Annotated in this window: 17 protein-coding genes and 1 pseudogene; 6 read left to right on the forward strand and 12 right to left on the reverse strand. The window is 58.8% G+C overall.

Annotated features, from left to right (window positions below; translation table 11 throughout):
• Positions 1–469: 469 nt before the first annotated feature.
• The 5 genes and pseudogenes from AC07ZE_RS16790 to AC07ZE_RS16810 all read right to left on the reverse strand — a co-directional run.
• Positions 470–601: pseudogene (locus AC07ZE_RS16790) on the reverse strand (copper-binding protein); the annotation flags it as partial.
• Positions 598–3756 carry an efflux RND transporter permease subunit gene (locus AC07ZE_RS16795; RefSeq protein ID WP_207265789.1) on the reverse strand — a complete coding sequence of 1053 codons (3159 nt, stop codon included), beginning with the start codon at positions 3754–3756 and terminating at the stop codon, positions 598–600. The pseudogene AC07ZE_RS16790 and the gene AC07ZE_RS16795, both read right to left, overlap by 4 nt.
• On the reverse strand, positions 3753–5237 hold the full coding sequence (locus AC07ZE_RS16800) for an efflux RND transporter periplasmic adaptor subunit (protein WP_207265790.1): 1485 nt from the start codon (positions 5235–5237) through the stop codon (positions 3753–3755). The genes AC07ZE_RS16795 and AC07ZE_RS16800 overlap by 4 nt, the downstream gene beginning before the upstream one ends.
• Positions 5234–6490, reverse strand: coding sequence for a TolC family protein (locus AC07ZE_RS16805; protein WP_207265791.1), 1257 nt, complete (start codon positions 6488–6490; stop codon positions 5234–5236). Before AC07ZE_RS16805 ends, AC07ZE_RS16800 begins: the two co-directional genes overlap by 4 nt.
• Before the next feature lie 99 nt (positions 6491–6589).
• Entirely contained in the window at positions 6590–6931 is a 342-nt protein-coding gene (locus AC07ZE_RS16810) for a hypothetical protein (protein WP_207265792.1), read from the reverse strand.
• Between the two features lie 275 nt (positions 6932–7206).
• Between AC07ZE_RS16810 and AC07ZE_RS16815 the strand changes: the two genes are divergently transcribed.
• The gene (locus tag AC07ZE_RS16815; RefSeq protein WP_207265793.1) at positions 7207–8013 is read left to right on the forward strand and encodes a lytic transglycosylase domain-containing protein; all 807 of its coding nucleotides are present in this window, start codon (positions 7207–7209) and stop codon (positions 8011–8013) included.
• 45 nt (positions 8014–8058) lie between these two features.
• On the opposite strand, the gene AC07ZE_RS16820 is transcribed toward AC07ZE_RS16815, so the two are convergent.
• The gene (locus AC07ZE_RS16820) at positions 8059–9918 is read right to left on the reverse strand and encodes an ABC transporter ATP-binding protein (RefSeq protein ID WP_207265794.1); all 1860 of its coding nucleotides are present in this window, start codon (positions 9916–9918) and stop codon (positions 8059–8061) included.
• A gap of 273 nt (positions 9919–10191) precedes the next feature.
• Between AC07ZE_RS16820 and AC07ZE_RS16825 the strand changes: the two genes are divergently transcribed.
• Positions 10192–11022 carry an alpha/beta fold hydrolase gene (locus AC07ZE_RS16825; protein WP_207265795.1) on the forward strand — a complete coding sequence of 277 codons (831 nt, stop codon included), beginning with the start codon at positions 10192–10194 and terminating at the stop codon, positions 11020–11022.
• A gap of 138 nt (positions 11023–11160) precedes the next feature.
• Here AC07ZE_RS16825 and AC07ZE_RS16830 read toward each other — a convergent pair whose 3' ends face one another.
• The 5 genes from AC07ZE_RS16830 to AC07ZE_RS16850 all read right to left on the reverse strand — a co-directional run bounded on the left by AC07ZE_RS16830 (position 11161) and on the right by AC07ZE_RS16850 (position 17138).
• Positions 11161–12414 carry a dihydrolipoyllysine-residue acetyltransferase gene (locus tag AC07ZE_RS16830; RefSeq protein WP_207265796.1) on the reverse strand — a complete coding sequence of 418 codons (1254 nt, stop codon included), beginning with the start codon at positions 12412–12414 and terminating at the stop codon, positions 11161–11163.
• Between the two features lie 41 nt (positions 12415–12455).
• On the reverse strand, positions 12456–15155 hold the full coding sequence (gene mdeB, locus AC07ZE_RS16835) for an alpha-ketoglutarate dehydrogenase (RefSeq protein WP_207265797.1): 2700 nt from the start codon (positions 15153–15155) through the stop codon (positions 12456–12458).
• Complete coding sequence (locus AC07ZE_RS16840) at positions 15152–15448, reverse strand: hypothetical protein (RefSeq protein WP_207265798.1); 297 nt, start codon at positions 15446–15448, stop codon at positions 15152–15154. Before AC07ZE_RS16840 ends, mdeB begins: the two co-directional genes overlap by 4 nt.
• Before the next feature lie 59 nt (positions 15449–15507).
• Positions 15508–15972, reverse strand: a complete 465-nt coding sequence (locus AC07ZE_RS16845; RefSeq protein ID WP_207265799.1) for a transketolase — start codon at positions 15970–15972, stop codon at positions 15508–15510.
• A gap of 149 nt (positions 15973–16121) precedes the next feature.
• Positions 16122–17138: a 1-aminocyclopropane-1-carboxylate deaminase gene (locus AC07ZE_RS16850; RefSeq protein ID WP_095195256.1), complete on the reverse strand. Its 1017-nt coding sequence runs from the start codon at positions 17136–17138 to the stop codon at positions 16122–16124.
• 165 nt (positions 17139–17303) lie between these two features.
• Here AC07ZE_RS16850 and AC07ZE_RS16855 point away from each other — a divergent pair, with 165 nt between their 5' ends.
• Positions 17304–17813 (forward strand): Lrp/AsnC family transcriptional regulator, encoded by a 510-nt coding sequence (locus AC07ZE_RS16855; protein ID WP_207265800.1) that lies wholly within the window; start codon positions 17304–17306, stop codon positions 17811–17813.
• A 3-nt stretch (positions 17814–17816) separates the two neighbouring features.
• On the opposite strand, the gene AC07ZE_RS16860 is transcribed toward AC07ZE_RS16855, so the two are convergent.
• Positions 17817–19256, reverse strand: a complete 1440-nt coding sequence (locus AC07ZE_RS16860; protein WP_207265801.1) for an HD domain-containing phosphohydrolase — start codon at positions 19254–19256, stop codon at positions 17817–17819.
• A 113-nt stretch (positions 19257–19369) separates the two neighbouring features.
• Here AC07ZE_RS16860 and AC07ZE_RS16865 point away from each other — a divergent pair, with 113 nt between their 5' ends.
• The 3 genes from AC07ZE_RS16865 to AC07ZE_RS16875 all read left to right on the forward strand — a co-directional run bounded on the left by AC07ZE_RS16865 (position 19370) and on the right by AC07ZE_RS16875 (position 24646).
• Complete coding sequence (locus tag AC07ZE_RS16865) at positions 19370–20131, forward strand: alpha/beta hydrolase (protein WP_207265802.1); 762 nt, start codon at positions 19370–19372, stop codon at positions 20129–20131.
• Between the two features lie 289 nt (positions 20132–20420).
• Positions 20421–21674, forward strand: a complete 1254-nt coding sequence (locus AC07ZE_RS16870) for a patatin-like phospholipase family protein (RefSeq protein ID WP_207265803.1) — start codon at positions 20421–20423, stop codon at positions 21672–21674.
• A 35-nt stretch (positions 21675–21709) separates the two neighbouring features.
• Complete coding sequence (locus tag AC07ZE_RS16875) at positions 21710–24646, forward strand: KAP family P-loop NTPase fold protein (protein WP_207265804.1); 2937 nt, start codon at positions 21710–21712, stop codon at positions 24644–24646.
• Positions 24647–24652: the final 6 nt, after the last annotated feature.

Below are 24652 nucleotides of genomic sequence, written 5' to 3' on the forward strand. Positions count from 1 at the left end.
GCACCTCCAGCGCAGTTCAATGACCGGAAGGTCGCATTCATTCGGCGTACCACCGTGGCAACCCCGGGAACGGTGCCGTTGATGCAGAAGTATGGCTGCCAATCGGCAATCCGATAGGTCCCGGCGATCGGGATGTTTCATACCCCCTATCTCGTATAGCTTGTTTCGCTTACGTTGCCTGCTTGAAAGTGACAGCGGTCGCTGGACTTCAGTGACCGCTTTTTTGTGTTACACCGATTCCTCGTCTGTAAAGACGGAGCTCGGACCAGGGCCCGCGACTATGAAAAAACAGTGCAACGCCAAACCCAAGGCAGCCTCGGTCGCTTGTAAAAAAAGCCAACTCCTCGGCGGCATTCTGCGTGTATTGACTTGAGCATCAACGTCAATATCCGAGTTTTTCTCGATTCGGCTCATTGGCTGCTGTGGGCAGGCGAAGACTGCATGTTCTGACTGAGTGACGGTATAAGTGAGCCTGGTTTATTTCCTGCTCCATTTGCATGCCCTCCCTACCGTCCATTTTCATACCCGGCATGTCCTCCGAGTGGGCAGAACGTGAAAGCGTAAATGCGGTACTGGCAACTGCAATCTGCATCAGTTTCATACGGATTTTCCTTGACCGTGGACGGGTTCAGCTTTGAGGTGCCGACGACGCATCAAACGATAGGCTGCCGGAATGACAAACAGGGAAAGCAAGGGAGCCGTGATCATGCCGCCCACCATGGGCGCGGCAATGCGGCTCATCACTTCACTGCCGGTGCCACTTCCCAGCAAGATGGGCAACAGTCCGGCAATGATGACGGCCACGGTCATGGCCTTGGGGCGAACGCGCTGCACGGCGCCCTCGCGAATCGCCGCAACCAGTCCACGCTCGGTGTCGTCGCCGAGATCCTCACGCTCGGCCCAGGCGTTCTTCAGGTACAGCAGCATGATCACGCCAAATTCGGCAGAAACACCGGCCAAGGCAATGAAGCCGACCCCGGTGGCGACCGACAGGTTGAACCCCAGCAGATAGAGGAACCATGCTCCGCCCGTCAGTGCGAATGGCAGAGTGGCCATGATCAGTAGGGCCTCATCGAAGCGGGCGAACGTCAGGTAGAGCAACACGAAGATGATCAACAGCGTGGCAGGAACTACCAGCTTGAGTCTTGCGTTGGCCCTTTCGAGAAACTCGAACTGTCCCGAGTAACTCAGGCTCATGCCGGGCTGCAACTTGACCTGCTCATTGATGCCCCGACGTAAATCACTGACCACCGAAGCAATATCCCGACCTCGCACATCGATGTACACCCAACCTGAGGGCCTCGCGTTTTCACTTTTGAGCATTGGTGGACCATCGTTCACCTTGACCGTCGCCACTGTGCCCAAAGTGATCTGACTGCCTGACGGGGTATAGATGGGTAATTGCTCCAGGGCACCGACCGAGTCACGCCATTCCCGTGGGTAACGCACGTTGATCGGGAAGCGCGCGAGCCCTTCGATGGTTTCCCCGACATTCTCACCCCCGATAGCACCGGCCACGATGGACTGCACGTCGGCGATATTCAGTCCGTAGCGAGCAGCGGCCTTGCGGTCAATATCCACATCAATGTAGCGGCCACCGGTCAGCCGCTCGGCCAGAGCCGAACTGACGCCGGCCACGCCCTTGGCCACACGCTCGACTGCCTGAGTAGCGGTATCGATCTGCGTCAGGTTGGTGCCGGCAACTTTCACGCCGATAGGACTCTTGATACCCGTAGCCAGCATGTCGATACGGTTGCGTATCGGTGGTATCCAGATATTGGTCAGCCCAGGGACTCGCACCACTCGATCCAGTTCTTCCACCAGTTTTTCCTGGGTCATGCCTGCACGCCATTGCTCATGTGGCTTGAACTGGATGGTGGTTTCGAACATTTCCAGCGGTGCGGGGTCGGTGGCGGTTTCAGCGCGCCCCGCTTTACCGAAGACGTGTTCGACCTCGGGCACGGTCTTGATCAGACGGTCAGTCTGTTGCAGCAGTTGCGCCGCTTTCTGCGCCGACAAGCCCGGCAAAGCCGAAGGCATGTAGAGCAGATCACCCTCGTCCAGCGGCGGGAGAAACTCGCCACCCAAACGAGACATTGGCCATAGCGCACTGACAAAAACCAGGAACGCCGCCAGCAGCGTGATCTTTGGTCGACGCAAGACTGCGTCCAGGGCCGGCTGATAGATGCGAATCAACCACCGGTTCAACGGGTTCAGTTGTTCACTGGGGATTCGCCCCCGAATCCAGTAACCCATCAGCACGGGCACCAGGGTCACTGACAATCCCGCCGCTGCGGCCATGGCGTAGGTTTTGGTGAAAGCCAACGGGCCAAACAGTCGCCCTTCCTGCGCTTCGAGGGTGAACACTGGAATGAACGACAAGGTGATGATCAACAAGCAGAAAAATAGCGCCGGGCCAACCTCCGCCGCTGCTTCGGTCATCACATGCCAATGACGCTCCCCCTTCAGTTCCTCCCCAGGATTGGCCGAATGCCAGGCCTCGATCTTCTTATGGGCGTTCTCGATCATCACCACGGCGGCATCGACCATGGCGCCGATGGCGATGGCAATCCCGCCCAAGGACATGATGTTGGCGTTGATTCCCTGATAGCGCATAACGATGAAGGCAATCAACACACCAACCGGCAGGGAGATGATCGCCACCAGCGATGAGCGCAGGTGCCAGAGAAAGATCCCGCAGACCAGCGCGACAACGATGAACTCTTCGATGAGCTTGTGGCTGAGGTTTTCCACGGCGCGGTCGATCAGCTTGCTGCGGTCGTAGGTGGTGACGATTTCCACTCCAGCCGGCAAACTGCTTTTCAGTTCATCGAGCTTGGTCTTGACCGCTGCAATGGTCTGGCGAGCGTTCTTGCCGCTGCGCAAAATCACCACGCCGCCGACCGTCTCGCCTTCGCCGTCGAGTTCAGTGATGCCCCGCCGCATCTCCGGCCCCAACTGAAGGGTGGCGACATCGCCAAGGGTTATCGGCACGCCTCCCGAAGCCAGCTTGAGAGGGATCGCCCGAAAGTCATTAAGCGTCTTCAGGTAGCCGGAAGCCCGCACGATGAACTCGGTCTCTGCCATCTCCAGCACGGCACCACCGGTTTCCTGATTGGCCTTGCCGATAGCCTCCGTTACCTCAGCCTGAGTGATACCGAGGCTGGCCAGTTTGAGCGGATCAAGCTGCACCTGATATTGCTTGACCATGCCCCCCACCGTGGCCACCTCCGCTACGTTGGGCAGGGTCTTGAGTTCGAACTTGAGGAACCAGTCCTGAAGTGCGCGTAGCTGCGCCAGATCATGTCCGCCACTGCGATCCACCAGTGCGTACTGATAGATCCAGCCCACCCCCGTCGCATCCGGCCCCAGCGCCGGCTTGGCGCTGGCCGGCAAGCGACCTTGTATTTGGCTCAGGTACTCCAACACCCGCGAGCGAGCCCAGTACAAGTCAGTGCCGTCTTCAAACAGCACGTAAACGAAGCTGTCGCCGAAGAAGGAATAGCCACGCACCGTCTTGGCGCCCGGTACCGAGAGCATGGTGGTGGCCAACGGATAGGTCACCTGGTTCTCGACAATCTGCGGCGCTTGTCCCGAATAAGGGGTGCGAATGATCACCTGAACATCCGAGAGATCCGGCAGTGCATCAATGGGTGTGCTTTGCACCGACCAGATGCCCCAGGCCGTAACAAACAGAGTCGCCAGTAGCACCAGGAATCGGTTGGCCACTGACCAACGAATGAGGGCAGCAATCATGGCTGGCTCCCCGATTTATCCAGGCGCTCAACACGCAAACCATCATCGGACTGACTCACCGCGATACGAACCTTGTCACCCGCTTTCAGTCCCTGCATCAGCGTCGGATTGGCCAGTGGAAACGTCATCGTCATGCCAGGCATGCCGAGTGTCTTGAAAGGGCCATGAGCGAGCGTGACTTCTTTATCGTTGATCTCAACGATCTGCCCATCCGCTTCATGAAAGCTGGAGGCTGCTGCGCCGGGTGGTGACTCTTCCTCCAAGCTTGCAACAATGCCCTTTAGACTGGCCTCCGAGTCGAGCAGGAACTGACCAGACGCAACCACCTTCTGACCTTCTTCCAGACCTTTCAATATTGCCGACTTGCCATCACTCTCCTGCCCAAGTTGCACTTCAACAGGGCGGAAGCGGCCGGCGTCTTCGGCGAGCATCACCAAGGCACGTCGGCCCGTGCGAATCACCGCCTCGCTCGGCACCCACAACACACTCTGCCCGGACGAACGATTCAGGCGCACCTGTGCCGTCAAACCCGGTCTGAGGCGCCCGTCCGTATTGGGTAACTCGACACGTACGCGAAGCGTGCGGCTGTCCGGATTGGTCTCGGGCAAAATCGCGCTGACCTTGCCGTTGAGTATTGTCCCTGGGAAAGCTGGCAGACGCGCTTCGACTGCCTGTCCCACGCTAATCGATCCGCCATCCGATTCTGGAACGGCCACGGCTAGCCAGACACTGCTCAAGCCATTGACGCGTGCCAAAGTATCGCCAGTCGCCACGGTCATGCCCGACCGGACGTTCAATTCTTGCAGCACACCGGCAATGGGGCTGGTCAGCGTCAGGTACGGCTGAACCTTGCCGCCACGCTCTACCTGAGTAATCAGTGCTGTCGGCATACCTGTGAGCCGCAGTCGTTGGCGGGCGGCGGCCAACAAATCAGCATCACCGTTGCGCTTCAGGGCAAGGAACTCAGTCTGAGCAGCGGCCCATTCCGGTACCAGAATATCCGCCAACGCCGCGTTGGCTTTGAGCACATCACCGGGCGCATGGGCATAGACCCGCTCCACAAAACCAGAGGTGCGTGCCTGAATCACAGCGACATCACGTTCGTTGAATCCCAAGACACCTGTCACTTCGAGGGTGGAATCAACGATCCCACGGGTGACCGTTGCAAAACGCAGTCCGAGATTCTGGGTCACACCCGGATCGATGCTGATGCTCGAACGATCCCCTGCGCCGCTGGCGTATTGGGGGACCAGTTGCATATCCATGAAGGGAGACTTACCCGGCTTATCGAACTTTTGCTGCGGGTACATGGGGTCGTACCAATACAGTGCTTGGCGTTCGCCCGGTGATTTGAGGCTCTGCTCCCGGGCGGTATTGGGTGTTCCGCTCATGCCTTGGTGAGCGAACCAGTAACCACCGGCAACACCCAATGCCAGCGAGACGCCTACCAGCCATGCCCCGTTCCACTTTTTAAGGATCATTGGCTGGACTCCCCATAAGCAAAATACAACCGCGCACCGGTCAGCGCTCGCTGCTCTTGCACATCGATCTGTTTGAGGCGGGCCTCGATGAGTTCTCGTCGGGCGGCAACAACGGCGTTCAAATCGCCTTTGCCCGAGCGATAACTGGCCATGCTGAGTTCGACCTTTTCCTTAGCCAGCGGCAACAGGCTTTCCTGGTTGCGGCGCACGGCACGATTCAGGCGCTCATAGTCAGCCAGTTCGTTTTCCAGTTGCTGGGTACGCTCACGTGACAGCGCTTCACGCTCGGCCTCAAGCTGGCGGAGTTCAGCCTGTTTGGCTGCGATATTGGGATTTTGGCGAGCGTCAGGAAAAAGCGGTAAATCCCAGGAAAACTGCACGCTGACCATATCGCCGAACTCACGGCCACGGCGCTGGTAATCCACTTCCCAGCTCCAGTCTGACTGCTTCTGCGACACGGCTTCACGAACCTTGGCCTGCGCTTCGCGGGTCATGGGCGCAAACGCGGCCAACTCGGGATGGTGTTGCAGTTTATGGGAGTAGCTAGAGGTATCGACTGGCCATTCAGGCAAACTGCCAACCGGCTTGTCATTGGCGGCGGAGCCAATCCAGCGTTTGAGCGCCGCCCGGGCCTGTGCTCTCTGGAGAATCAGATCGTCCTGTTGCTCGGCCAGTTGAGCCGCTTCCTGCTGGGGTGTCACCGCATCAGCGGGTTGAGCTCGACCACCGGCAATCCGGGCCCGGACGGTATCGGTCAGCAGACGATTTTCTTTGTAGAAGTCCTGGAACAGCGCATCTTTGCGCTCCACCGAGTAGCTACTGATCCAGGCCAACGCCGTGGACTGGCGCACCTTCAGGCGCTCGACTCGACGCTCCGCAGCGGCGCGATCCACGGCCGCATCGGCAACCTCAATCCGTGCTTTGCGCTTGTCGCTGTTGGGCATCTCCTGCCTGACGCCGACCATTTGCATGGTCATGAAGTCCTGATCGACGCTCCAGCGATCCGGACCGCCAATGGGATAGTTCTGCACCCCCAGCACTAGCTTGGGGTCAGGCAGTTCACCGGCGGGAATGGCTGCACTGCTGGCAGCCTGAATTTTGGCGTCTTGTGCGGTCAGCGACGGCGCATTGTTTTCGGCCAACCGCAACGCTTCATCGAGTGTCAATGCGGCAGCGAAGCTCGGCGATGCCAGCACGCTTGCCACCAGACCGGCCACGCGTGACCAACCTGTGCAATAGCACTTGGAGTTCATGTTTATGTTTCCTGTGATCATCCACTGCACGCGCCAAAAGGCATGCGCGCAGCTAGTCCATCCCGCTAACGCGGAATGCGGCTCAATGTGGGACAGGAATCAAACGCGAGGCGGTCGCCATACCCCGGATGGGGTCTGTAGGGGTAAAGAATCGCTGAAAAAGGAAATCGCTACCGGGCTGAACAAGGTTACGGGAGGCTTGAAGATCGAGACTTGCAGCATCCCGCCTGTCTTGCATTCCTGGCCCGGCTTGCAAGGCTTGCCGTGCTCGGAAGGGCTTTTCATATCGTTGCAGCAGTCCATGCCCATGTCGTCCATCATCGCCATGCCCATGGCCTTCATTGGGCAAGGTTCCGTCGGTGCCTGGACGCCCGCCATCCCGTTGAGGGGAAGCGCCAGGCTGATCAAGAAGATGATGCAAAACCGCAGATAGCGTTTCATGGGCTGGAGTGTAGTAGCTGTAAATGGCTCTTACAATTGAAAACAATCGACCCAACAGGCCTGCCAAAGGCGATAAAACTCATTCTGAGTTAAGCCAACATTACCGACGTGAAATAACGTTTCCGGCACCCGGCAGCCCGTACGTCAACGCAAGTTCCAAGGCCGGCTACAAGGGGTATAACTATCAGAACAAAAAGCGGGCACCCGCACTCCAAAGGCAGCGCCGGGGCCAGGCGCCCCAAGCCTGTTCGGCGCCTGCGGCGCGGAGCGATGTGATGAGTTCCAGAGCATGGCGATGGGCTCGCAAGAGCCTTCTTGGCTGCATCGAGCTGGCCTTGCTGGCCGCTCCACTGTGCGCCAGCGCCATGTTCAAGTGCCACGCCAGGGACGGAACCATCAGCTACACCAGCCAAGCCATTAGCAGCGCCCGCTGCACTCGCCTCAATGGCATGGCGGACGCCGGTGTCGGCACCAACGCATTGGCCTTGCCACGGCTTGTGCGAGACGACGACCCAGGCGCGGTGCGGATTCGGGTGTATACCTTCATCCACAGGGGGATTCGTCAATATGTAAGCCGACGCCCTGTCGGGATCTCCGCACGGGTCGATGTCCTTGAGCTCTATTACATCAAGGGCTGCTATCTGTGCATGGCGCCGAAGGATTTCAAGGTCGCCTCGCTGCGCCTGGACACTCAATCCTATCGGCGGGAGATCGAAGCCGCTTCGGGTCTTTATGGCGTCGACCGGGCGCTGGTCCGCGCAGTGATTCATGCCGAATCGGCGTTTCGCCCCAACGCCATTTCCGAAGCAGGCGCCCAAGGGCTGATGCAGTTGATGCCCGCCACCGCCGAGCGCTTCGCCGTGGACGATCCGTTCGACGCACGACAGAACATTCGTGGCGGCGTGCGCTACCTGGCCTGGCTGCTCAAGCGCTTCAACGGCAACCAGATGCTGGCGTTGGCAGGTTACAACGCCGGCGAAGCGTCCGTGGCCGAATACAACGGGGTACCTCCTTACGCCGAGACGCAATCCTACGTCAACCGCGTGCAGTCCTTGACCGAACGCTATCGCAACCATCGCTGATACTGCAGGGCGCGTCACCCGGAATAATTAATACACCCATCACGCTCACGCCTGGTCCATCGCCTCGACCACGCCCTGATCCTCCCCCAGGAACCCGCCGCTTTGATGCTGCCACAGCCGCGCATAGACGCCGTTTTTTGCCAGCAATTCGGCGTGGGTGCCCTGTTCGATGATGCGGCCGTCATCCATGACGATGAGTCGGTCCATGGCCGCAATCGTGGACAACCGATGGGCGATGGCGATCACGGTCTTGCCCTGCATCATTTCATCGAGGCTTTCCTGAATGGCCACTTCGACTTCCGAGTCCAGCGCGCTGGTGGCCTCGTCGAGCAGCAGGATCGGGGCGTTCTTGAGCATCACCCGGGCAATCGCGACGCGTTGGCGCTGGCCGCCCGACAGCTTGATGCCGCGCTCACCCACCAGGGTGTCGTAGCCGGTATGGCCCTGGCGGTCGCTCAGTTGGCTGATGAACTCATCGGCCTGGGCATTGGCCGCGGCGTTGCGGATTTGCGCGTCAGTCGCATCGGGACGGCCGTAGGCGATGTTGTCGCGAATGGAACGGTGCAGCAAGGAGGTATCCTGGGTGACCATGCCAATGGCGCCGCGCAGGCTGTCTTGTGTCACGTGTGCGATGTTTTGGCCGTCGATGCGAATCTCCCCGCTGTCGACGTCGTAAAAGCGCAGCAGCAAGTTGATCAGCGTGGACTTGCCGGCGCCCGAGCGGCCCACCAGGCCGATTTTTTCGCCCGCACGGATGCTCAGGCTCAGGCCATCGAGCACCTGGCGTTCGCCGTTGTAATTGAAGCTCACCTTATCGAAGGTGACCGCACCACCGGAGGTCACCAGCACGCCCGCGTCCGGCGCATCCTTCACCTTTGGCCCGCGGGTAAGGGTCTCCATGCCATCCTGCACGGTGCCGATGCTCTCGAACAGCGAGGTCATTTGCCACATGATCCAGTGCGACATGCCATTGATACGCAACGCCATGGCGGTGATGGCCGCCACGGCACCCGCGCCGACCTGTCCCTGGTGCCATAGCCACAGCGCATAGCCACCGGCGGCCATGATCAACGCCACCACCAACGCCTGGTTGACGATTTCGAACTGGCTGACCAGGCGCATCTGGCGAAAACCGGTCTGCTTGAAATCCTCCATCGCCGCACGCGCGAAGTGCGCTTCACGATTGGAATGGGAGAACAGCTTCACCGTCGTGATGTTGGTGTAGGCGTCCGAGATACGCCCGGTCATCATCGACCGCGCATTGGCCTGTTCCTGCCCGACTTTCCCCAAGCGAGGCACGAAGTACCCCATGGCCAGCCCGAACAACACGACCCAGGCAACGAAAGGCAGCATCAGTTTCAAAGCGAAGCCGCCGGCCAGCGCGATGATCGCAATGAAATACACCCCGATCCCGGGTGCGATCTCGATCAGGGTGAACAGCAGGTCGCGCACCGCCAGCGCTGTCTGCATCACCTTGGTCGTGACCCGGCCGGAAAACTCATCGGAAAAAAACGAAAGGCTTTGCCGCAGCATCAGGCGATGGAAGTCCCAGCGCAGCCGCAACGGCAAGTTAATCGCCAATATCTGGTGTTGCACCATGGTACGCAACGCCACCAGCCCGACACTGGCCACCATGACGATGCCCATGCCCCACAACACGCGGCGTTCCTGCTCAGCCGCTTCGCCGCCTGCCTGCCAGGTCGAGAGCAGGTCCACGACCTGGCCGAGGAACGAAAACAACCAGGCTTCGTAAATCGACACGCCGGCACTGAGCAGCGCAAACACCAGAATGTAACCGCGAGCGCCCCGCGTACAGGCCCACAGGAAACGAGCCAGGCCTTCGGGTGGCGGTGGTACCTCGTCGGGAGGAAAGGGGTCGAGTCTTCGTTCAAACGCACGAAGCATGGTGTTCTCCAAAACAATCACGTTGAGGTGATTCTGCCATTGAATGGTTGCTTTGAGGTTTTTGCCAATCTTGGCAGTGCCAGGCGAAAAGCCGGAACGGGGATACGTGAAGGCGCCAGTCCGCTGATTTTCGCCAGTTCGCCTGTTCTCATAGTCCACCCAAAAAACCCGTCGACCTTGAAGTTGACTTTAAACCTAACGTTACCGGGCAGCCGAACGGCGCAGGTCGAGTGCTTTTGGTCATGGCCTCCCTACCACACAGGAGATGCGAACATGAGTTATGTCACTACGCAGGACGGTGTTGAGATCTTTTACAAAGACTGGGGGCCACGCGATGCCCAAGTGATCTTTTTTCATCACGGATGGCCGCTCAGCGCGGACGACTGGGATGCGCAAATGCTGTTTTTCCTGGCGAACGGCTACCGGGTGGTTGCACACGACCGACGTGGCCACGGGCGATCCAGTCAGGTCTGGGATGGGCACGACATGGATCACTATGCTGATGACGTCGCGGCCGTGGTCAACCATCTTGGCGTGCAGGGTGCAGTCCATGTGGGCCACTCCACCGGCGGCGGTGAAGTCATCCATTACATTGCGCGCCACGGCCAGGAACGGGTGTCGAAGGCGGCGATAATCAGCGCCGTGCCACCGCTGATGGTCCAGACCCCAGGCAATCCGGGCGGTTTGCCAAAGTCGGTTTTCGATGACTTGCAGGCACAGCTGAAGGCCAACCGCGCACAGTTCTACCACGACGTTCCGGCGGGGCCTTTCTACGGTTATAACCGCCCGGGTGCAAAACCGTCCGAGGGCATCATCCTGAATTGGTGGCGCCAGGGCATGATGGGCTGTGCAAAGGCTCATTACGACGGGATCGTGGCCTTTTCCCAAACCGACTTTACCGACGATCTGAAGAGCATCACGATCCCCGTGCTGGTAATGCATGGTGATGATGATCAGATCGTGCCTTATGAAAACTCCGGGCTCTTGTCGGCCAGACTCTTGCCAAACAGCACGCTGAAAACCTACTCGGGCTACCCACACGGAATGCCCACGACAAACGCCGATACTATCAACGCTGATTTGCTCGCTTTCCTGCGAGGTTAGGCAACAGGGGGGGGGGCAGATAAAATCCTGCCCCTGCTTTCTGCGAAGTCACTCAATCGACGCGTTTCAGGCTCGGCTAGATGCCCAAAAGCTGCGCTGACAGAATGCTCGCTTTTGGCCAAAGCAACCCGCTCCCGGCTATAAAACCAACCGCCGATAATCCGCCAGAACCGCCGTCAAATAGGCATTGAACCGCCCCGCTGCCGCACCATCGATGACGCGGTGATCCCAGCTCAGGCTCAAGGGCAGGATGTTACGCGCAACCACTTCGCCCCTATCCAGTGCCAGTCTTTCGACACTTTTGCCGACGCCCAGTATGGCCACTTCCGGTGCATTGATGATTGGTGTGAAGTACGTCCCGCCAATACCGCCCAACGATGAAATCGAGAAGCACCCGCCACTCATCTCGGCAACGCTCAACTTGCCCGCCCGGGCCTTGGCCGCCAGTTCCGACATTTCCCGGGCAATCGCCAGGACGCCTTTTTGATCGACATCCCGGATCACTGGGACCACCAGGCCTTGGGGCGTGTCAGCGGCGAAGCCGATGTGGACGTAACCTTTGAGGATCAGGTCGTCGCCGTCGAGGCTGGCGTTGAACTCGGGAAACTGCTTGAGCGCCGCCGCGCAGGCTTTCATCAGCAACGCCAGCAACGTCACTTTCACCCCGAGCCGGGCGTTGTCCTTGTTCACTTGCTGGCGGAATTGTTCGAGCTGCGTGATATCGGCGTCGTCGTGGTTGGTGACGTGAGGCATCATCACCCAATTGCGATGCAGGTTGGCTCCGCTGATTTTCCTGATCCGCGACAGCGGCCTGCTTTCCACCGGCCCGTACTTGGCAAAATCCACCGCCGGCCACGGCAGCCAATCACCCAGGGGTGAAACCGTGGGAGGCACCGCCTTCAGCGCACCTTTGACATGGGCCACGACGTCATCCTTGGTGATGCGCTGACGCCGCCCTGTCCCTTGAACGCTTTGCAGCGAAACCCCCAGCTCTCGAGAAAACTTGCGCACCGAAGGCGACGCCAGGGGCAAGTCTGGCCTTGAGGCAATGGGATGCACTGAAGCGACAGGCGCAGGCTGTGCGTGAATCACAACAGATTGGGCAACTGGCGGTGGTTGAACCGACGCTTGCACCGGCGGCGACGCTGGCCGAGCCACCTCGATACGGGCAATCGGCGAGCCTTCGCTGACCTTGTCGTCCAGCTGGACCGCCAATGACTGCAACACCCCCCCGTGGGTTGATGGAATTTCCATCGACGCCTTGTCGGTCTCGACGATGATCAGGGGTTGCCCTTCGACCACCGCATCGCCGGCCCTGACCAGGATTTCTACGACACCCACATCCCTGGCATCGCCGATGTCGGGCAGACGAACTTCATGCACATTCTTCATAAGTATTCTCGAAAAAAATCGATTCGGTCCGAAGCCTGGCGTCAGGCGTCCCAGGGCGCCACGCCGTCAACCTCGATGGCATATCGGGCAATGGCCTCGGCACAGACACCGGCATCGAGTCGGCCCTCGTTAACCAGGGCCGTCAACGCGCTCAAGACGATCTGATGGCGATCCACTTCAAAGAACGTGCGCAGCCGGCTGCGGGTATCGCTGCGGCCGAAGCCGTCAGTGCCGAGCACCGTGTACCGGGCATCGAGATAACTGGCGATCAACTGGGGCAAGGCGCGCACGTAGTCGGTGCAGGCAATGATCGGGGCCGGGTCGTTGAGCGACGCCTGAAGATGGCTGAGCCGTGCCGGTTGGCCTGGATGAAGGCGGTTCCAGCGTTCGACCTCCCGGGCATCGCGTGCCAGCTCGGTGAAGCTGGTGACACTCCACACCTGGCTGTCGATGTTCCAGTCGCTGGCCAGCAATTCGGCGGCGGCGATGACTTCACGCAAGATGGCGCCCGAACCCAGCAACTGCACGCGGCCACGGGCATCCTCGAATTCATGCCGGGCAAACAGGTACATGCCTTTGATGATCGCCTGTTCGACACCTTCAGGCAGGTTGGGCTGCGGGTAGTTTTCGTTCATCAGGGTGACGTAATAGAACTCGTCCACCTGACGCTCCAGCATCTGGCGCATGCCGTGGTCCAGGATCACCGCGAATTCGCCGGCGAATGCAGGGTCGTAGGCGCGGCAGTTGGGGACCATCGACGCCATCAGGTGGCTGTTGCCGTCCTGGTGTTGCAGGCCTTCGCCGCCCAGCGTCGTGCGTCCTGCGGTGGCGCCGAGCAGGAAGCCGCGGGCCCGTTGATCCGCTGCCGCCCAGATCAGGTCGCCGATGCGCTGGAAGCCGAACATCGAGTAGTAGATGTAGAACGGCAACATCGGCAGGCCATGCACCGAGTAACTGGTCGCGGCGGCCACCCAGGAACTGATCGCCCCCGCCTCGCTGATGCCCTCCTCCAGAATCTGCCCGTCCAGGGCTTCCCGATAACTCAGGATCGAGCCGATGTCTTCCGGCTCATAGCGCTGGCCGACGCTGGAATAGATGCCAATCTGCTTGAACAGGCTGGCCATGCCGAACGTGCGTGCTTCGTCCGCCACGATCGGCACGATGCGCGGCCCCAGCTGTTTGTCCCGCAGCAAACCGCTGAGCATGCGCACGAAGGCCATGGTGGTGGACATTTCCTTGCCTTCAGCGGCAATGGCAAAGGCGCCATAGCTGTCGATGCCGGGTACGGCCAACGGTTCGCAAGCGGTGGGCCGTGCAGGCATGTACCCACCCAATGCCCGGCGACGCTCATGCAGATAGCGCATTTCGGCACTGTCTGCGTCGGGCTTGAAGAAACTCAAGTCGGCGGCCTGCTCATCGGTCAACGGCAGGTTGAATCGGTTGCGGAACGCGATCAACGCATCCTTGTCGAGTTTCTTTTGCTGGTGCACGGTCATCCGGCCCTGCCCCGCATCCCCCATGCCGAAACCCTTCTTCGTCTGCGCCAGGATGACCGTGGGTTTGCGCCCTTCGAGCAGTGCGCTCTGATAAGCGGCGAAGATCTTCACCACGTCATGACCACCGCGCTTGAGGCGGTCGATCTGCTCGTCGGTCAGGCCTTGGGCCAGGTGCGCCAAGGCTTCATTCTGGCCGAAGAACTGTTCGCGGTTGAAGCGCCCGTCTTTCGCCGCGAACGTCTGGAACTGCCCATCGACGGTGCTGGACAACGCCTTGACCAGCGCGCCATCCGCATCCCGCGCAAACAAGCCGTCCCAATCGGAACCCCAGACCAGTTTGATCACGTTCCAGCCGGCCCCGCCGAACAGGGCCTCCAGCTCGTCGATGATCCGGCCGTTGCCGCGCACCGGCCCGTCCAGTCGTTGCAGGTTGCAATTGACCACCCACACCAGATTGTCCAGGCCTTCCCGCGCGGCCAGGGTCAGCGCCGACATGCTTTCCGGCTCGTCCATTTCACCGTCGCCGAATACGCCCCATACGGTCCTGCCCGTGGTGTCCTGCAGGCCCCGGTGCTCCAGATAACGCATGAAGCGCGCCTGGTAGATCGAGCTGATCGGACCGATGCCCATGGACCCGGTCGGAAACTGCCAGAAGTCCGGCATCAACCAGGGGTGCGGGTAACTCGACAAGCCCCGTGCGCCGTTCGTGCGCGCACCGATTTCCTGGCGGTAGTGCTGCAGGTCCCGCTCGTCGAGGCGTCCTTCGAGGAACGCCCGGGCATACACGCCCGGCGCCGAGTGTGGCTGATAGAACACCAGGTCACCGCCACTGTTTTCGGTGCGAGCCTTGAAGAAATGGTTGAAGCCCACTTCGAACAAATCCGCGGCGCTGGCATAGCTGGCGATGTGTCCGCCCAATTCGCCATAGGCGTGATTGGCCCTGGCCACCATGGCCAAGGCGTTCCAGCGCATGATCGAAGCCAGACGTTCCTCGATGGCCAGGTCCCCTGGAAATACGGGCTGGTGTTCGACACTGATGGTGTTGACATAAGGCGTGCCGTGGCTGGGCCGCCAGCCGATGTCGGAACGGCTCGCTACCGTCACCAGCATGTCGAGGATCTGCCTGGCCTGGGCCGTGCCGCCATGGGCGATGACGGACAGCAAGGCCTCGCGCCATTCGGCGATTTCCTGGAGATCTTCGGCTGACTGACCCGGCAATTGGGCATGAATATCGGACGGGTTCATGGGCAACTCCTGCACAGGTCGGGAAGCGCTTCAAGAGGGGGCGTCGGGCTCGTACGGGCCAGGCTTTTGACGTGATCCACCGCATCGATGAGCCCTTCAACACGCTTGTCAGGCCCGGCGTTCGCCGTATCGACGTGGATCAGCGCGATGTTGTCGAAACAGCTGAAACCCTGATGCATCAGGTCAATATGATCGCTATCGAGTCCGGACACGATGACCACGATTCGCGTGCCACTGGAAGGCTCGCGCATCCACTTCAGGGATTGATGACGACAGTCGGCAGTTTGGCTCATAGGCGTTGCCTTTGTTGTTTGAATGATTGAGTCGGCCGTTGAACGGGCGAAGACTTTCGTTAAGTGAAGCAGCGCTCCTGCAATACGCTTTTGGCCAGCGTCCGGGTGACCGATAAAATGGCCTCCACCTGTTGATCCATCGCCGCGTCGGATGACGCTGCTTTTCCCGGTTCGAAGACACGCAGCTTGTGGCCGCAGACCGATCCCAGCCAGGTAAGGCCAGGTAGCGGGCTGACTTCGACATCCAGCAAGAAACTCTCCTTGGAGACGCAACGCAGCAGCTGGCTGGCATCGCACATGGTGTTCGGGTGCGACTCCGTGGCGCCGGACCCGGCTTGCAACCAGTCAAGCATCAATTCCCGGGGGTGCTTGATAACCAGATAGGCCACCTGGTCCCAGTCATCGATGGCCACGTGCAGCTTGTCGATCATGTGTTTGGGCAACGCGGCGCTGGTCACGATGACGACGCCGGCATCCACCGAAGGTTCTTTGACCCAGACTGCGGACTGCGAAATTGCGTGCATGGTGGAACTCCCGGTAATGACCACAATCCCTGTGGGAGCGAGCCTGCTCGCGAAAGGGCCATCACACTCACCCTCTTGGGTGACTGACCCACCGCTTTCGCGAGCAGGCTCGCTCCCACAGTTTTTTCAGCTTCTAACCGGCATCACACTCAGCCGTTACGAAACAGGAAGCTGTAGGCGTTCAGCGCCGGTACTCCGCCCAGGTGGGCGTAAAGCACTTTGGAGCCGTCCGGGAATTCGCCACGACGCACCATTTCAATCATCCCGTGCATCGACTTGCCCTCGTACACCGGATCCGTCAACACCCCTTCGAGGCGTCCGCACAGTCGAATCGCTTCCAGTGTCCCTTCGTTGGGCAGGCCATATTCCGGATAGGCGAAGCGCGTATCGAGCACCACGTCCTCTTCGGTGATTTCACGCCCCAGCTCCACCAGCTCGGCGGTGTGCCGGGCGATGCGCAGGATTTGTGCCTTGGTCTGTTCCGGCTTGGCCGACGCGTCGACACCGATCACGTTTTTCGAGCGACCGTCCGCCGCGAAACCGACGACCATCCCGGCCTGGGTACTGCCGGTCACCGAGCAGACGACGATGTAGTCGAATTTGAAACCCAGTTCCTTCTCCTGTTGCCGCACTTCCTCGGCGAAACCGACGAACCCGAGGCCGCCATAGGGATGCTCGGAACAACCCGCCGGAATCGGAAACGGTTTGCCGCCCCGCTCCCGCACATCGCTCATGGCCTTCTCCCAACTGGGCCGAATGCCGATGTCGAAGCCTGCCGCGTCAAGCCGTACGTCCGCGCCCATGATCCGCGACATCTCGATATTGCCGACGCGGTCGTACACCGCGTCGGAATAATTCACCCAGTTTTCCTGCACCAGCACACACTTCATGCCCAGGTGGGCGGCCACGGCGGCGACCTGACGGGTCTGGTTCGACTGGATACCGCCGATCGACACCAAGGTGTCGCAGCCTTGATCGATGGCTTCGGGAATCAGGTATTCCAGCTTGCGCGTTTTGTTCCCGCCAAAGGCCAGGCCACTGTTGCAGTCTTCACGCTTGGCATACAGCTGCACCTTGCCGCCCAAGTGTTCGCTGAGGCGTTTCAAGGGGGTGATGGGGGATGGACCGAAGGTCAACGGATAACGTTTAAAACGATTCAGGTTCATGGCGCCAATCCTTAAAGAGTGAGATATCCAAGCGCTTACACGGCGGCTTCGATGAATCAATCTTAAGAAAAAACCTGAAAATATGTGTTGCAAGTTTAGGCCATTAATAGAAGCATTATTTTCATCGGACAAACCTGAATAACTCTTTATTGCGTGTAGTCAATCATGAACGCAACAAACAACCATAAGAAATCAAGCGACAAAGCCGCGGAGCCCGCACAACTTGACCGCACCGACCGCGCGATCCTCAAGGCACTGCAACGCGACGCGTCCATTTCCAATGTGGCGCTGGCGGAAAAGGTGAAATTGAGTCCGCCAGCCTGTCTGCGCCGCGTCGAACGGCTCAAGCAGGCGGGCCTGATCAGGGGCATCGTCGCCCTGCTTGACCCCGAAGCGCTGGACGCGGGAATGGTGGTGTTGATCGGCGTGGTGCTGGACCGCTCCACGCCGGAATCGTTTGCGGCTTTCGAGGCTGCCGCGCAAAAAGTCTCCGGCTGCATGGAGTGCCATGTGGTGACCGGCGAATTCGACTACTTCATGTTATTGCGGACCAAGGACAGCCAGAGCTTCAACCGGCTGCATGCGGAACAATTGCTGTACTTGCCGGGTGTCCGGCAGATCCGCTCATTCATGGGGCTGCGCCAGGTGCTGTCAACGCCGCAAATCCCCCTCTGAGACTTAGATCAGGCCCAGCGTCAGCGCCTTGAGCGTTGCCGCCGCGCGGGTGGTGCATTGCAGTTTGCGGAACACGCTCTCGACATGGGTGCGCACCGTGCTCGGGCTGATGCCAAGCTGACGCGCCACCTCTTTGTTGCTGGCGCCCAGGCTGATGCGCTGCAGGATTTGCGTCTCGCGCTCGGACAGCGGGCCACCGTTCGCCTTGCCGGGCGCAACGCTCGTCTCGCCACGGGCGGCGGCGATGACCGCCTGACACGCGCGCGCATCGAAACGCCCCTGCGTCGCTTCGTCGAGCAACAGCTGCTGCGCCGCTTGCGCACTGAAGGCCGGTCGCCACGGTCGATCGGAGCACAGCGCCTGCCAGGCCAAGGCTGCCGCCAGCAGGCAATGTTCGGTTTGCAAGGTTTCCCCGCTCAGGCTGCGAAAGTAGCCGCTGCCGTCGAGACGTTCGTAAGCGTGGGCAGCCAATTGCCCCGGCACCGTCAGTTCGGCCACCTGACTGCTGGCGCGCAACGTCCAGTAAGGCACCAGCCGCACTTGCTCAAGATCGCCTTCAAGCAGCGTGCCCGGTGTGTTCCAGATCCGGTTGGGCACCGCCGCCCGGCCGATGCCGTGGATCAGCGCCGCCTGGCCCAATGCGTCGACCGATGGCTGCGCCAGCCCCAACAGCCGGGCGGCTTCCCGCACCAGCTCCGCCGATCGCCGCGAGTAACCCGCCAGCCATGGCAGCTTGAGATCGATGACATCGCCGACCAGGGTCAGCGACACCGTCCCGCCAGTTTCCGGCGAAGTCGATGAAGGCACGTGTGGCGTGCGCAGCTGCTGCAACCAGTCTTCGGCATGACGCGAAAGCTCGCGGGCCAGGGAAGCCGGATAGCGACGATCGCCTTGGGTGGCGATCCATTCCAACGCAGCCTCCAGACCATGGACGCGGGACAGGATCTCCAGATCACCGGCCAGCAGCACCTGATACACCACCTCCGGCACCTCGGGGTGTCGCAGGCCAAGGGGCTTGCCTTCGCCATCGTATTGTTCGAATACATGGCGCAAGCCGTGTTCGGCCGCGGCATTCAAGCCCAGCGTGCGGGCGATGTCGCCAGACACTTCGCAATGGATTTGCGCCAGGGGCGTGGACTTGCGCATTGCCCGTTGGCCGGCAGCGTTGAGGGTGTGACTGAGCATCGCGTTGCGCCCGCCCACATCATCGCCCAGCAGGCGCGTGAAGCCCTCGGCGTTGGCGGTACACCCCGACCAGCGCAGCAGCGCTACCTGCCGCGCCACCTCCTGATGATCGCCGGCGCCATTGCACGTTTGCGCCAACCACCCGGCCAGGCGCGCCGTGCGACGTGACTGGTCAAAAGGCTGCCCCATGCTCAGGTCGCCCACCATGGACAACGCAAGAATGGCGCCTTCCAGCTCGATACAGTCACGGTCCGACATGGTGCTCTCCCTGCCATTGCTGAAAATTTATCGCTCGCCTCGGATAAACGACCGATACCTGAACATCCGGGTATTGCTGAAACTGGACCTCACCAACCACAGGAGTTCTGATCATGTTCAAACCCAAGTCGCTTGCCCTCGCCCTCGCCATGACCGCTTCGCTGTTTACCGTTGCCAGCCATGCCGCCACCACGCAACCCTCGGTGGTCATCGTCCACGGCGCCTTCGCCGACGGATCCGACTGGGCCAAGGTCGTTCCGTTGCTGCAGGCCGAAGGCATCAAGGTCACCGTGGTGCAGAACCCGTTGACCTCGCTGGCTGACGACGTGGCGGCGACCCAGCGCGTGTTGAACAATCAGGACAACAACGTGGTGCTGGTCGGGCACTCCTGGGGCGGTACGGTAATCAGTCAGGCGGGAACCGACAAGAAGGTTCGTGGCCTGGTGTACGTCGCCGCCTTTGCGCCGGATGCGGGCCAGGCCAGCAAGGACCTGGGCAAGGACTACCCGGCGCCGTCGGGGGTGAAGGACATTGCTGCCGACAAGAACGGCTTTCTCTACATGACGCCACAGGGCATGGCGACAGAATTTGCCCAGGATCTCCCTGCCGAGCAGACCGCCATCATGGCCGCCACCCAGGGACCGATCCGCGCGTCGGCCTTTGACGACAAAACCAGCGTCGCGGCCTGGAAAGGCAAACCGTCGTGGTACGTCGTAGCGCGGGAAGATCACATGATCCAACCCGACCTGCAGCGTGCATTCGCGAAGAAAATCGGCGCACAAGTGACCGAACTTGAAACCAGTCACGTGCCCCAGCAATCGCGCCCGTCGGACGTGGCCAAGGTCATCATCCAGGCGGTGCACAAGGCGCAATAACGCCACGAACGAAAAGACGCACGGCGAGTGCGCGTGCGTCTTCGGGATCTCAACAGGCTGTACATGAGCGGCTTGCTGTCCGGCTGATAACAACTACAGCCCTGGTACGATGGCACTTTCTACTACTTCAAAATATAGCCGCAATAAAAAACAAGTCGGCTACTCCAAATCAGCCTAACTGAAACTTAATTATCCAATCAATCCTCCTTGCACTAAAGAAACTGAAGACTAGATTGCATCTCACTGACGCTGCACAGTTTCCTCAGCCCTCTCGTACATTGAGGCCAACATGAATCTCAACGACTTCAAAAACAATGAAGATCTACTGAAAATCCTGAGAAACGCAAAGACAGCCTGTAAAGGCAAGGAGTTCAGCGACATTGTCGATGCGCAAGGAAATCAGTATGTCGACCTGGTGATGGAAGGCGGGGGAATGCTAGGCATAGCGTTGGTGGGATACACCTATGTGCTGGAGCAATTGGGAATACGGTTTTTGGGCGTAGGCGGCACTTCGGCAGGCTCGATCAACGCCCTGTTAGTGGCTGCTCTGGCTGAACCGGGGCAACCAAAAGGCGAGAAGTTGCTAATGGAGTTGGCGAACAAGAACTTCTTCGACTTCGTGGACGGTGACTCCGACGCCCGGGACTTGATCGAGAGCTGGGTAAATGGCGCGGGTAATTTCAAGCTTGCCTTCAAGGCGGCGCAGGTCATCGATAACCTGCAAAGTAATCTGGGATTGAATCCAGGTAATGCCTTCACTGAATGGCTGAGTCAACTCCTGAAAAGAGAGGGCATTGTCGACCTGGCCGGTTTAAGGAAACGGATGCAAACCGTGCCTGACGGGTTACGACTCAGGTCCAACGAAGGCTTCGAAAAACCTGCCAAGGATTTTTTCCGCCTCGCAATCATCGCCGCGGACGTCACAACAGAAACCAAAGTCGAGTTCCCTCGCATGGCAGAGCTCTATTGGAAGGACGTAGATAAGATTAATCCTGCGCTGTTCGCCAGGGCCTCGATGTCGATCCCTTACTTTTTCCATCCCATGAAAGTTACTCGCATTCCCAAGGGGCCAGAGGCAGAAAAACGCTGGGACACTTTAGCCAGTTACCGCATTGTGGAAGAAGGCCGGCTTCCGAGTGAGGCTCTTTTCATTGACGGCGGCATCATGTCGAACTTCCCGATTGATGTATTTCACAACACTAAAAAAATACCCAGTGCTCCGACCTTTGGCGTCAAGCTCGAAATGGACAAACGCCTGAGAGTCATTGACGGTCCTTTGGATCTATTCGCTACCATTTTCAATGCTGCGCGGCATACGCTCGACTTTGACTTCATTCACCGCAACCCGGACTACAACAAACTGGTTACCTGGATTCCCGCGCAAGGCTTCAACTGGCTCGACTTCAATATGTCAGATCAAAACAAAATAAAACTTTTTCTCGAAGGTGCCCACTGCGCGGCCGAATTCCTGAAAAGTTTTGACTGGGCCGGCTACAAGGCCCTGCGCAAATTCACTACTGAGGAAGCCAAAGCGGGTGCTTAAATTTTTGGCTAGTTTTTTGCCAGGGGCGACGATTAATGAAGGACGCAATAAAGCGGCCATTTGATGTTCAGGTATCGCCATTGATCTCGGTGCGCAGCGATGCATTGATTGACGCTGACGTTGTGTTTCTGCCGACGAACCGTAGTGGTGTACCCGGTGAGCTTAATTCACTGATCTTGGAGCAAATGGATTTGCCGGTAGAAATACCCGGGAGCAGGATGCTCAAGCCGGGGCATTGCGTGCAAGAGACCGACAAAGGAAAGATCTGCTTCATTGTGACGATCGGTAATTTGGCACCTGCTGATGCTATTCGGACCTACCTTGCCAATGCATTGGTCGATCCGATATTGAAAGATGTTCGGAGTATATGGATTCCCCTGTTAGGCACAGGTGCAGGTGGCCTTTCATTTGGTGAGAGCTTCTTGCTCATCCATGAAGCGCTTCGAAACAGTGCTCTTATCAGGCGACAGCAAGCGAGCGCCGTAATTTCTCTGCCCCCTGAGTTGTCAGCCACCCAATACGATTCATTGCACGAAGCAATAAATATCGACGCCTCGAGAGGGGCGATTGTGGTAACCGGCGATCCGGCCCTACAAGCATTGCTCAACACTCAATACGTTGCCGCGGTAATAGAGTGGGCCAGTTTTCTGGCTCGCCGCTACACAGAAAAAGTAACTGGGTTGTCACCGACACTCATGATTTTTGCACTGGCAGAAAGCCAACACATGGCAGCACCTCCAACGCTGAAAGACGATCGCGCAGCCGATTATTTTTCTACGGCCATTCGCTACCTGGCAGGCAACAACTACGAGATGGTAGAAGCTCGTTATTTCAGCGAAGCAGTATCCGAAGGAATTCAGCCACCCGACCCCGGCCAATTCCCGGACCTACTTGAATTGACTGGCGATGCGACTGAAATCGTTCAGGATGCACATCAACGTGCCGGCGGAACATCAAAGTCGATTATTGGAATTGATCATCTTATACAAGCACTTCTGAACCATGCAGAAGCGAAGGACAACCAGGCTCTTGGTGCGATGGGCGTCGCAGCGCAAACATTGCTTGCAGAATACTGGAACGCACAAATCGGCCAAGTCGATACATGGTTCAACAATGACGTGGCGACAGGTGGCAATCAACTCGGCCATGACATATACGCGAAGGCGATTTGCGACTTTCTTACCCATGCCCAAACACCCCCGCCATTAAGCATCAGCATTCAGGCTCCGTGGGGTGCTGGAAAATCATCGCTCATGCAGTTGATCCGCGAAAATCTCGACCCGCGCAGCGACCGGGAAAAACACAAACCGGCCATCGGGTCCGCCAAAGTTCCTCGACTCCAGCTTGGATCTGTTTTGCGTCTATTGGATGGCAAGGATGACTTCTCCATCAAGTCTGATTCATCCCCCAGGGCGGATGGAAAGCAAAGACTGTGGACTATCTGGTTCAATGCCTGGCAATACGACACGACCGAGCAGGTCTGGGCGGGTATGGTTGATGCCATCGTGTCTCAAGTGGCGGAGCGGCTACCACTTCTGGAGCGCGAGAAATTTCTTTTCAAGCTGCAATTGGCACGCATCGACGACGGGATCATCCGCAAGCGCCTGTATGATCGCGTTATCTCAATTTGGTGGTCTCGCGTTCGCGCATACCTATTAGCGGGTTGTGCCGCAACGCTTGCCATGGTGGGCGTTGATGTAGTGGCGCCAGCACTGACCGACCAGCCAGCGTCCTGGATGGGATGGGGCCTCCCTGCTGCCGTAGTGACGCAATGTTCACTTTGGATAGGTTTGGCAATCACGTATTTCACAAGTCGCAGCAAAACCCGAGAGGAACCGGCAACTTTCAGCCTCGCCGATTACATCCGCGTACCAGATTATGGAAAAGCCATAGGTGAACTTCATCAAATACACGCTGATCTGAGGCGGGTGCTTTCCGTTGTACCGAAGTCGAGCCACTCGGAATGTAAACGCAAGGATGCCGAGTCCATCAACGAACCTATTGTCATCTTCATTGATGATCTGGATCGCTGCACTCCGAGCAAGATAGCCAGTGTCGTGGAAGGCGTGAGTATGTTATTGGCGAGCGACGCCTATCGATGCATGTTCGTTATCGGCATGGATCCGCAAATGGTCGCCGCCGCGCTCGAAAAGGCGCACAAAGATGTGCGCGAGCAGCTTCCCAGATATGAGCGCGCAGTGCCATTGGGATGGCGTTTCATGGATAAGTTCATCCAACTGCCATTCACAATCCCACCCAGTAACCCTGATCAATTCAAGGGATACGTCGACTGGCTGGTCGGTTCCTCCGAGACGCCGATCGAAAGGCCAACGCCGGCGGATGAGGACAACAGGGGTAACCGGGCGCCAGTGCTGGAGGAAATTATCAAGGAGGATAAGAAGGTTGAGCCAGTTATAGACGATTTCGAAAGGCCCATCATTGAAGATCGGCTGTATCCAGCAAACATTTTGTCCCCGTCTTCCGACTTTGTGGTGAGTCGCGATGTCGGTGCAATTATCCGATCTGCCGCAAGATATTCCGCAAATCCCCGCGAGATAAAACGCATGGTCAATCTCGTACGCTTTTACCTCAGTTTGCGTGCTGCGCGACGTCAAGCCGACCACCAGTGGCGTTCCCCCGACCGAGATCAATATGCGCGATGGATCGCAATCACACTGCGTTGGCCGGACATGCTCCGCTGGTTGCAGTGGGGAGCCGATGAGGCGCATTGGACAGCAGAGCAGCGTGCACAACCGCTCGTTGTCCGACGGTTACTATTAATGGAGAGACTTGCATCATCTTCCAATACTTCAATGGAATGGCGCGAATCATTGAAGAACGACTTGAAAGTTCCCGTTGAGTCCGACGATGACTGGGCATGTGACGTCAAACTCTTTGAGTTTTTTCGAGACGAGTACTTGTTGGGCGAAAGAAAACGTCTGTCCAACGGGGCCGCTCGCGGGTTCTGGTGATTCCGG

It is taken from the genome of Pseudomonas sp. GW101-3H06 (assembly GCF_059424605.1).

Bases quoted from the DNA above. Each gene is read 5' to 3' on its own strand.
- AC07ZE_RS16855 (WP_207265800.1), top strand. From the start codon at position 17,304: ATGAACGCAACAAACAACCATAAGAAATCAAGCGACAAAGCCGCGGAG.
- AC07ZE_RS16860 (WP_207265801.1), bottom strand. From the start codon at position 19,256: ATGTCGGACCGTGACTGTATCGAGCTGGAAGGCGCCATTCTTGCGTTG.
- AC07ZE_RS16865 (WP_207265802.1), top strand. From the start codon at position 19,370: ATGTTCAAACCCAAGTCGCTTGCCCTCGCCCTCGCCATGACCGCTTCG.
- mdeB (WP_207265797.1), bottom strand. From the start codon at position 15,155: ATGAACCCGTCCGATATTCATGCCCAATTGCCGGGTCAGTCAGCCGAA.
- AC07ZE_RS16795 (WP_207265789.1), bottom strand. From the start codon at position 3,756: ATGATTGCTGCCCTCATTCGTTGGTCAGTGGCCAACCGATTCCTGGTG.
- AC07ZE_RS16800 (WP_207265790.1), bottom strand. From the start codon at position 5,237: ATGATCCTTAAAAAGTGGAACGGGGCATGGCTGGTAGGCGTCTCGCTG.
- AC07ZE_RS16805 (WP_207265791.1), bottom strand. From the start codon at position 6,490: ATGAACTCCAAGTGCTATTGCACAGGTTGGTCACGCGTGGCCGGTCTG.
- AC07ZE_RS16845 (WP_207265799.1), bottom strand. From the start codon at position 15,972: ATGCACGCAATTTCGCAGTCCGCAGTCTGGGTCAAAGAACCTTCGGTG.
- AC07ZE_RS16875 (WP_207265804.1), top strand. From the start codon at position 21,710: ATGAAGGACGCAATAAAGCGGCCATTTGATGTTCAGGTATCGCCATTG.
- AC07ZE_RS16870 (WP_207265803.1), top strand. From the start codon at position 20,421: ATGAATCTCAACGACTTCAAAAACAATGAAGATCTACTGAAAATCCTG.
- AC07ZE_RS16825 (WP_207265795.1), top strand. From the start codon at position 10,192: ATGAGTTATGTCACTACGCAGGACGGTGTTGAGATCTTTTACAAAGAC.
- AC07ZE_RS16850 (WP_095195256.1), bottom strand. From the start codon at position 17,138: ATGAACCTGAATCGTTTTAAACGTTATCCGTTGACCTTCGGTCCATCC.
- AC07ZE_RS16840 (WP_207265798.1), bottom strand. From the start codon at position 15,448: ATGAGCCAAACTGCCGACTGTCGTCATCAATCCCTGAAGTGGATGCGC.
- AC07ZE_RS16810 (WP_207265792.1), bottom strand. From the start codon at position 6,931: ATGAAACGCTATCTGCGGTTTTGCATCATCTTCTTGATCAGCCTGGCG.
- AC07ZE_RS16815 (WP_207265793.1), top strand. From the start codon at position 7,207: ATGAGTTCCAGAGCATGGCGATGGGCTCGCAAGAGCCTTCTTGGCTGC.
- AC07ZE_RS16830 (WP_207265796.1), bottom strand. From the start codon at position 12,414: ATGAAGAATGTGCATGAAGTTCGTCTGCCCGACATCGGCGATGCCAGG.
- AC07ZE_RS16820 (WP_207265794.1), bottom strand. From the start codon at position 9,918: ATGCTTCGTGCGTTTGAACGAAGACTCGACCCCTTTCCTCCCGACGAG.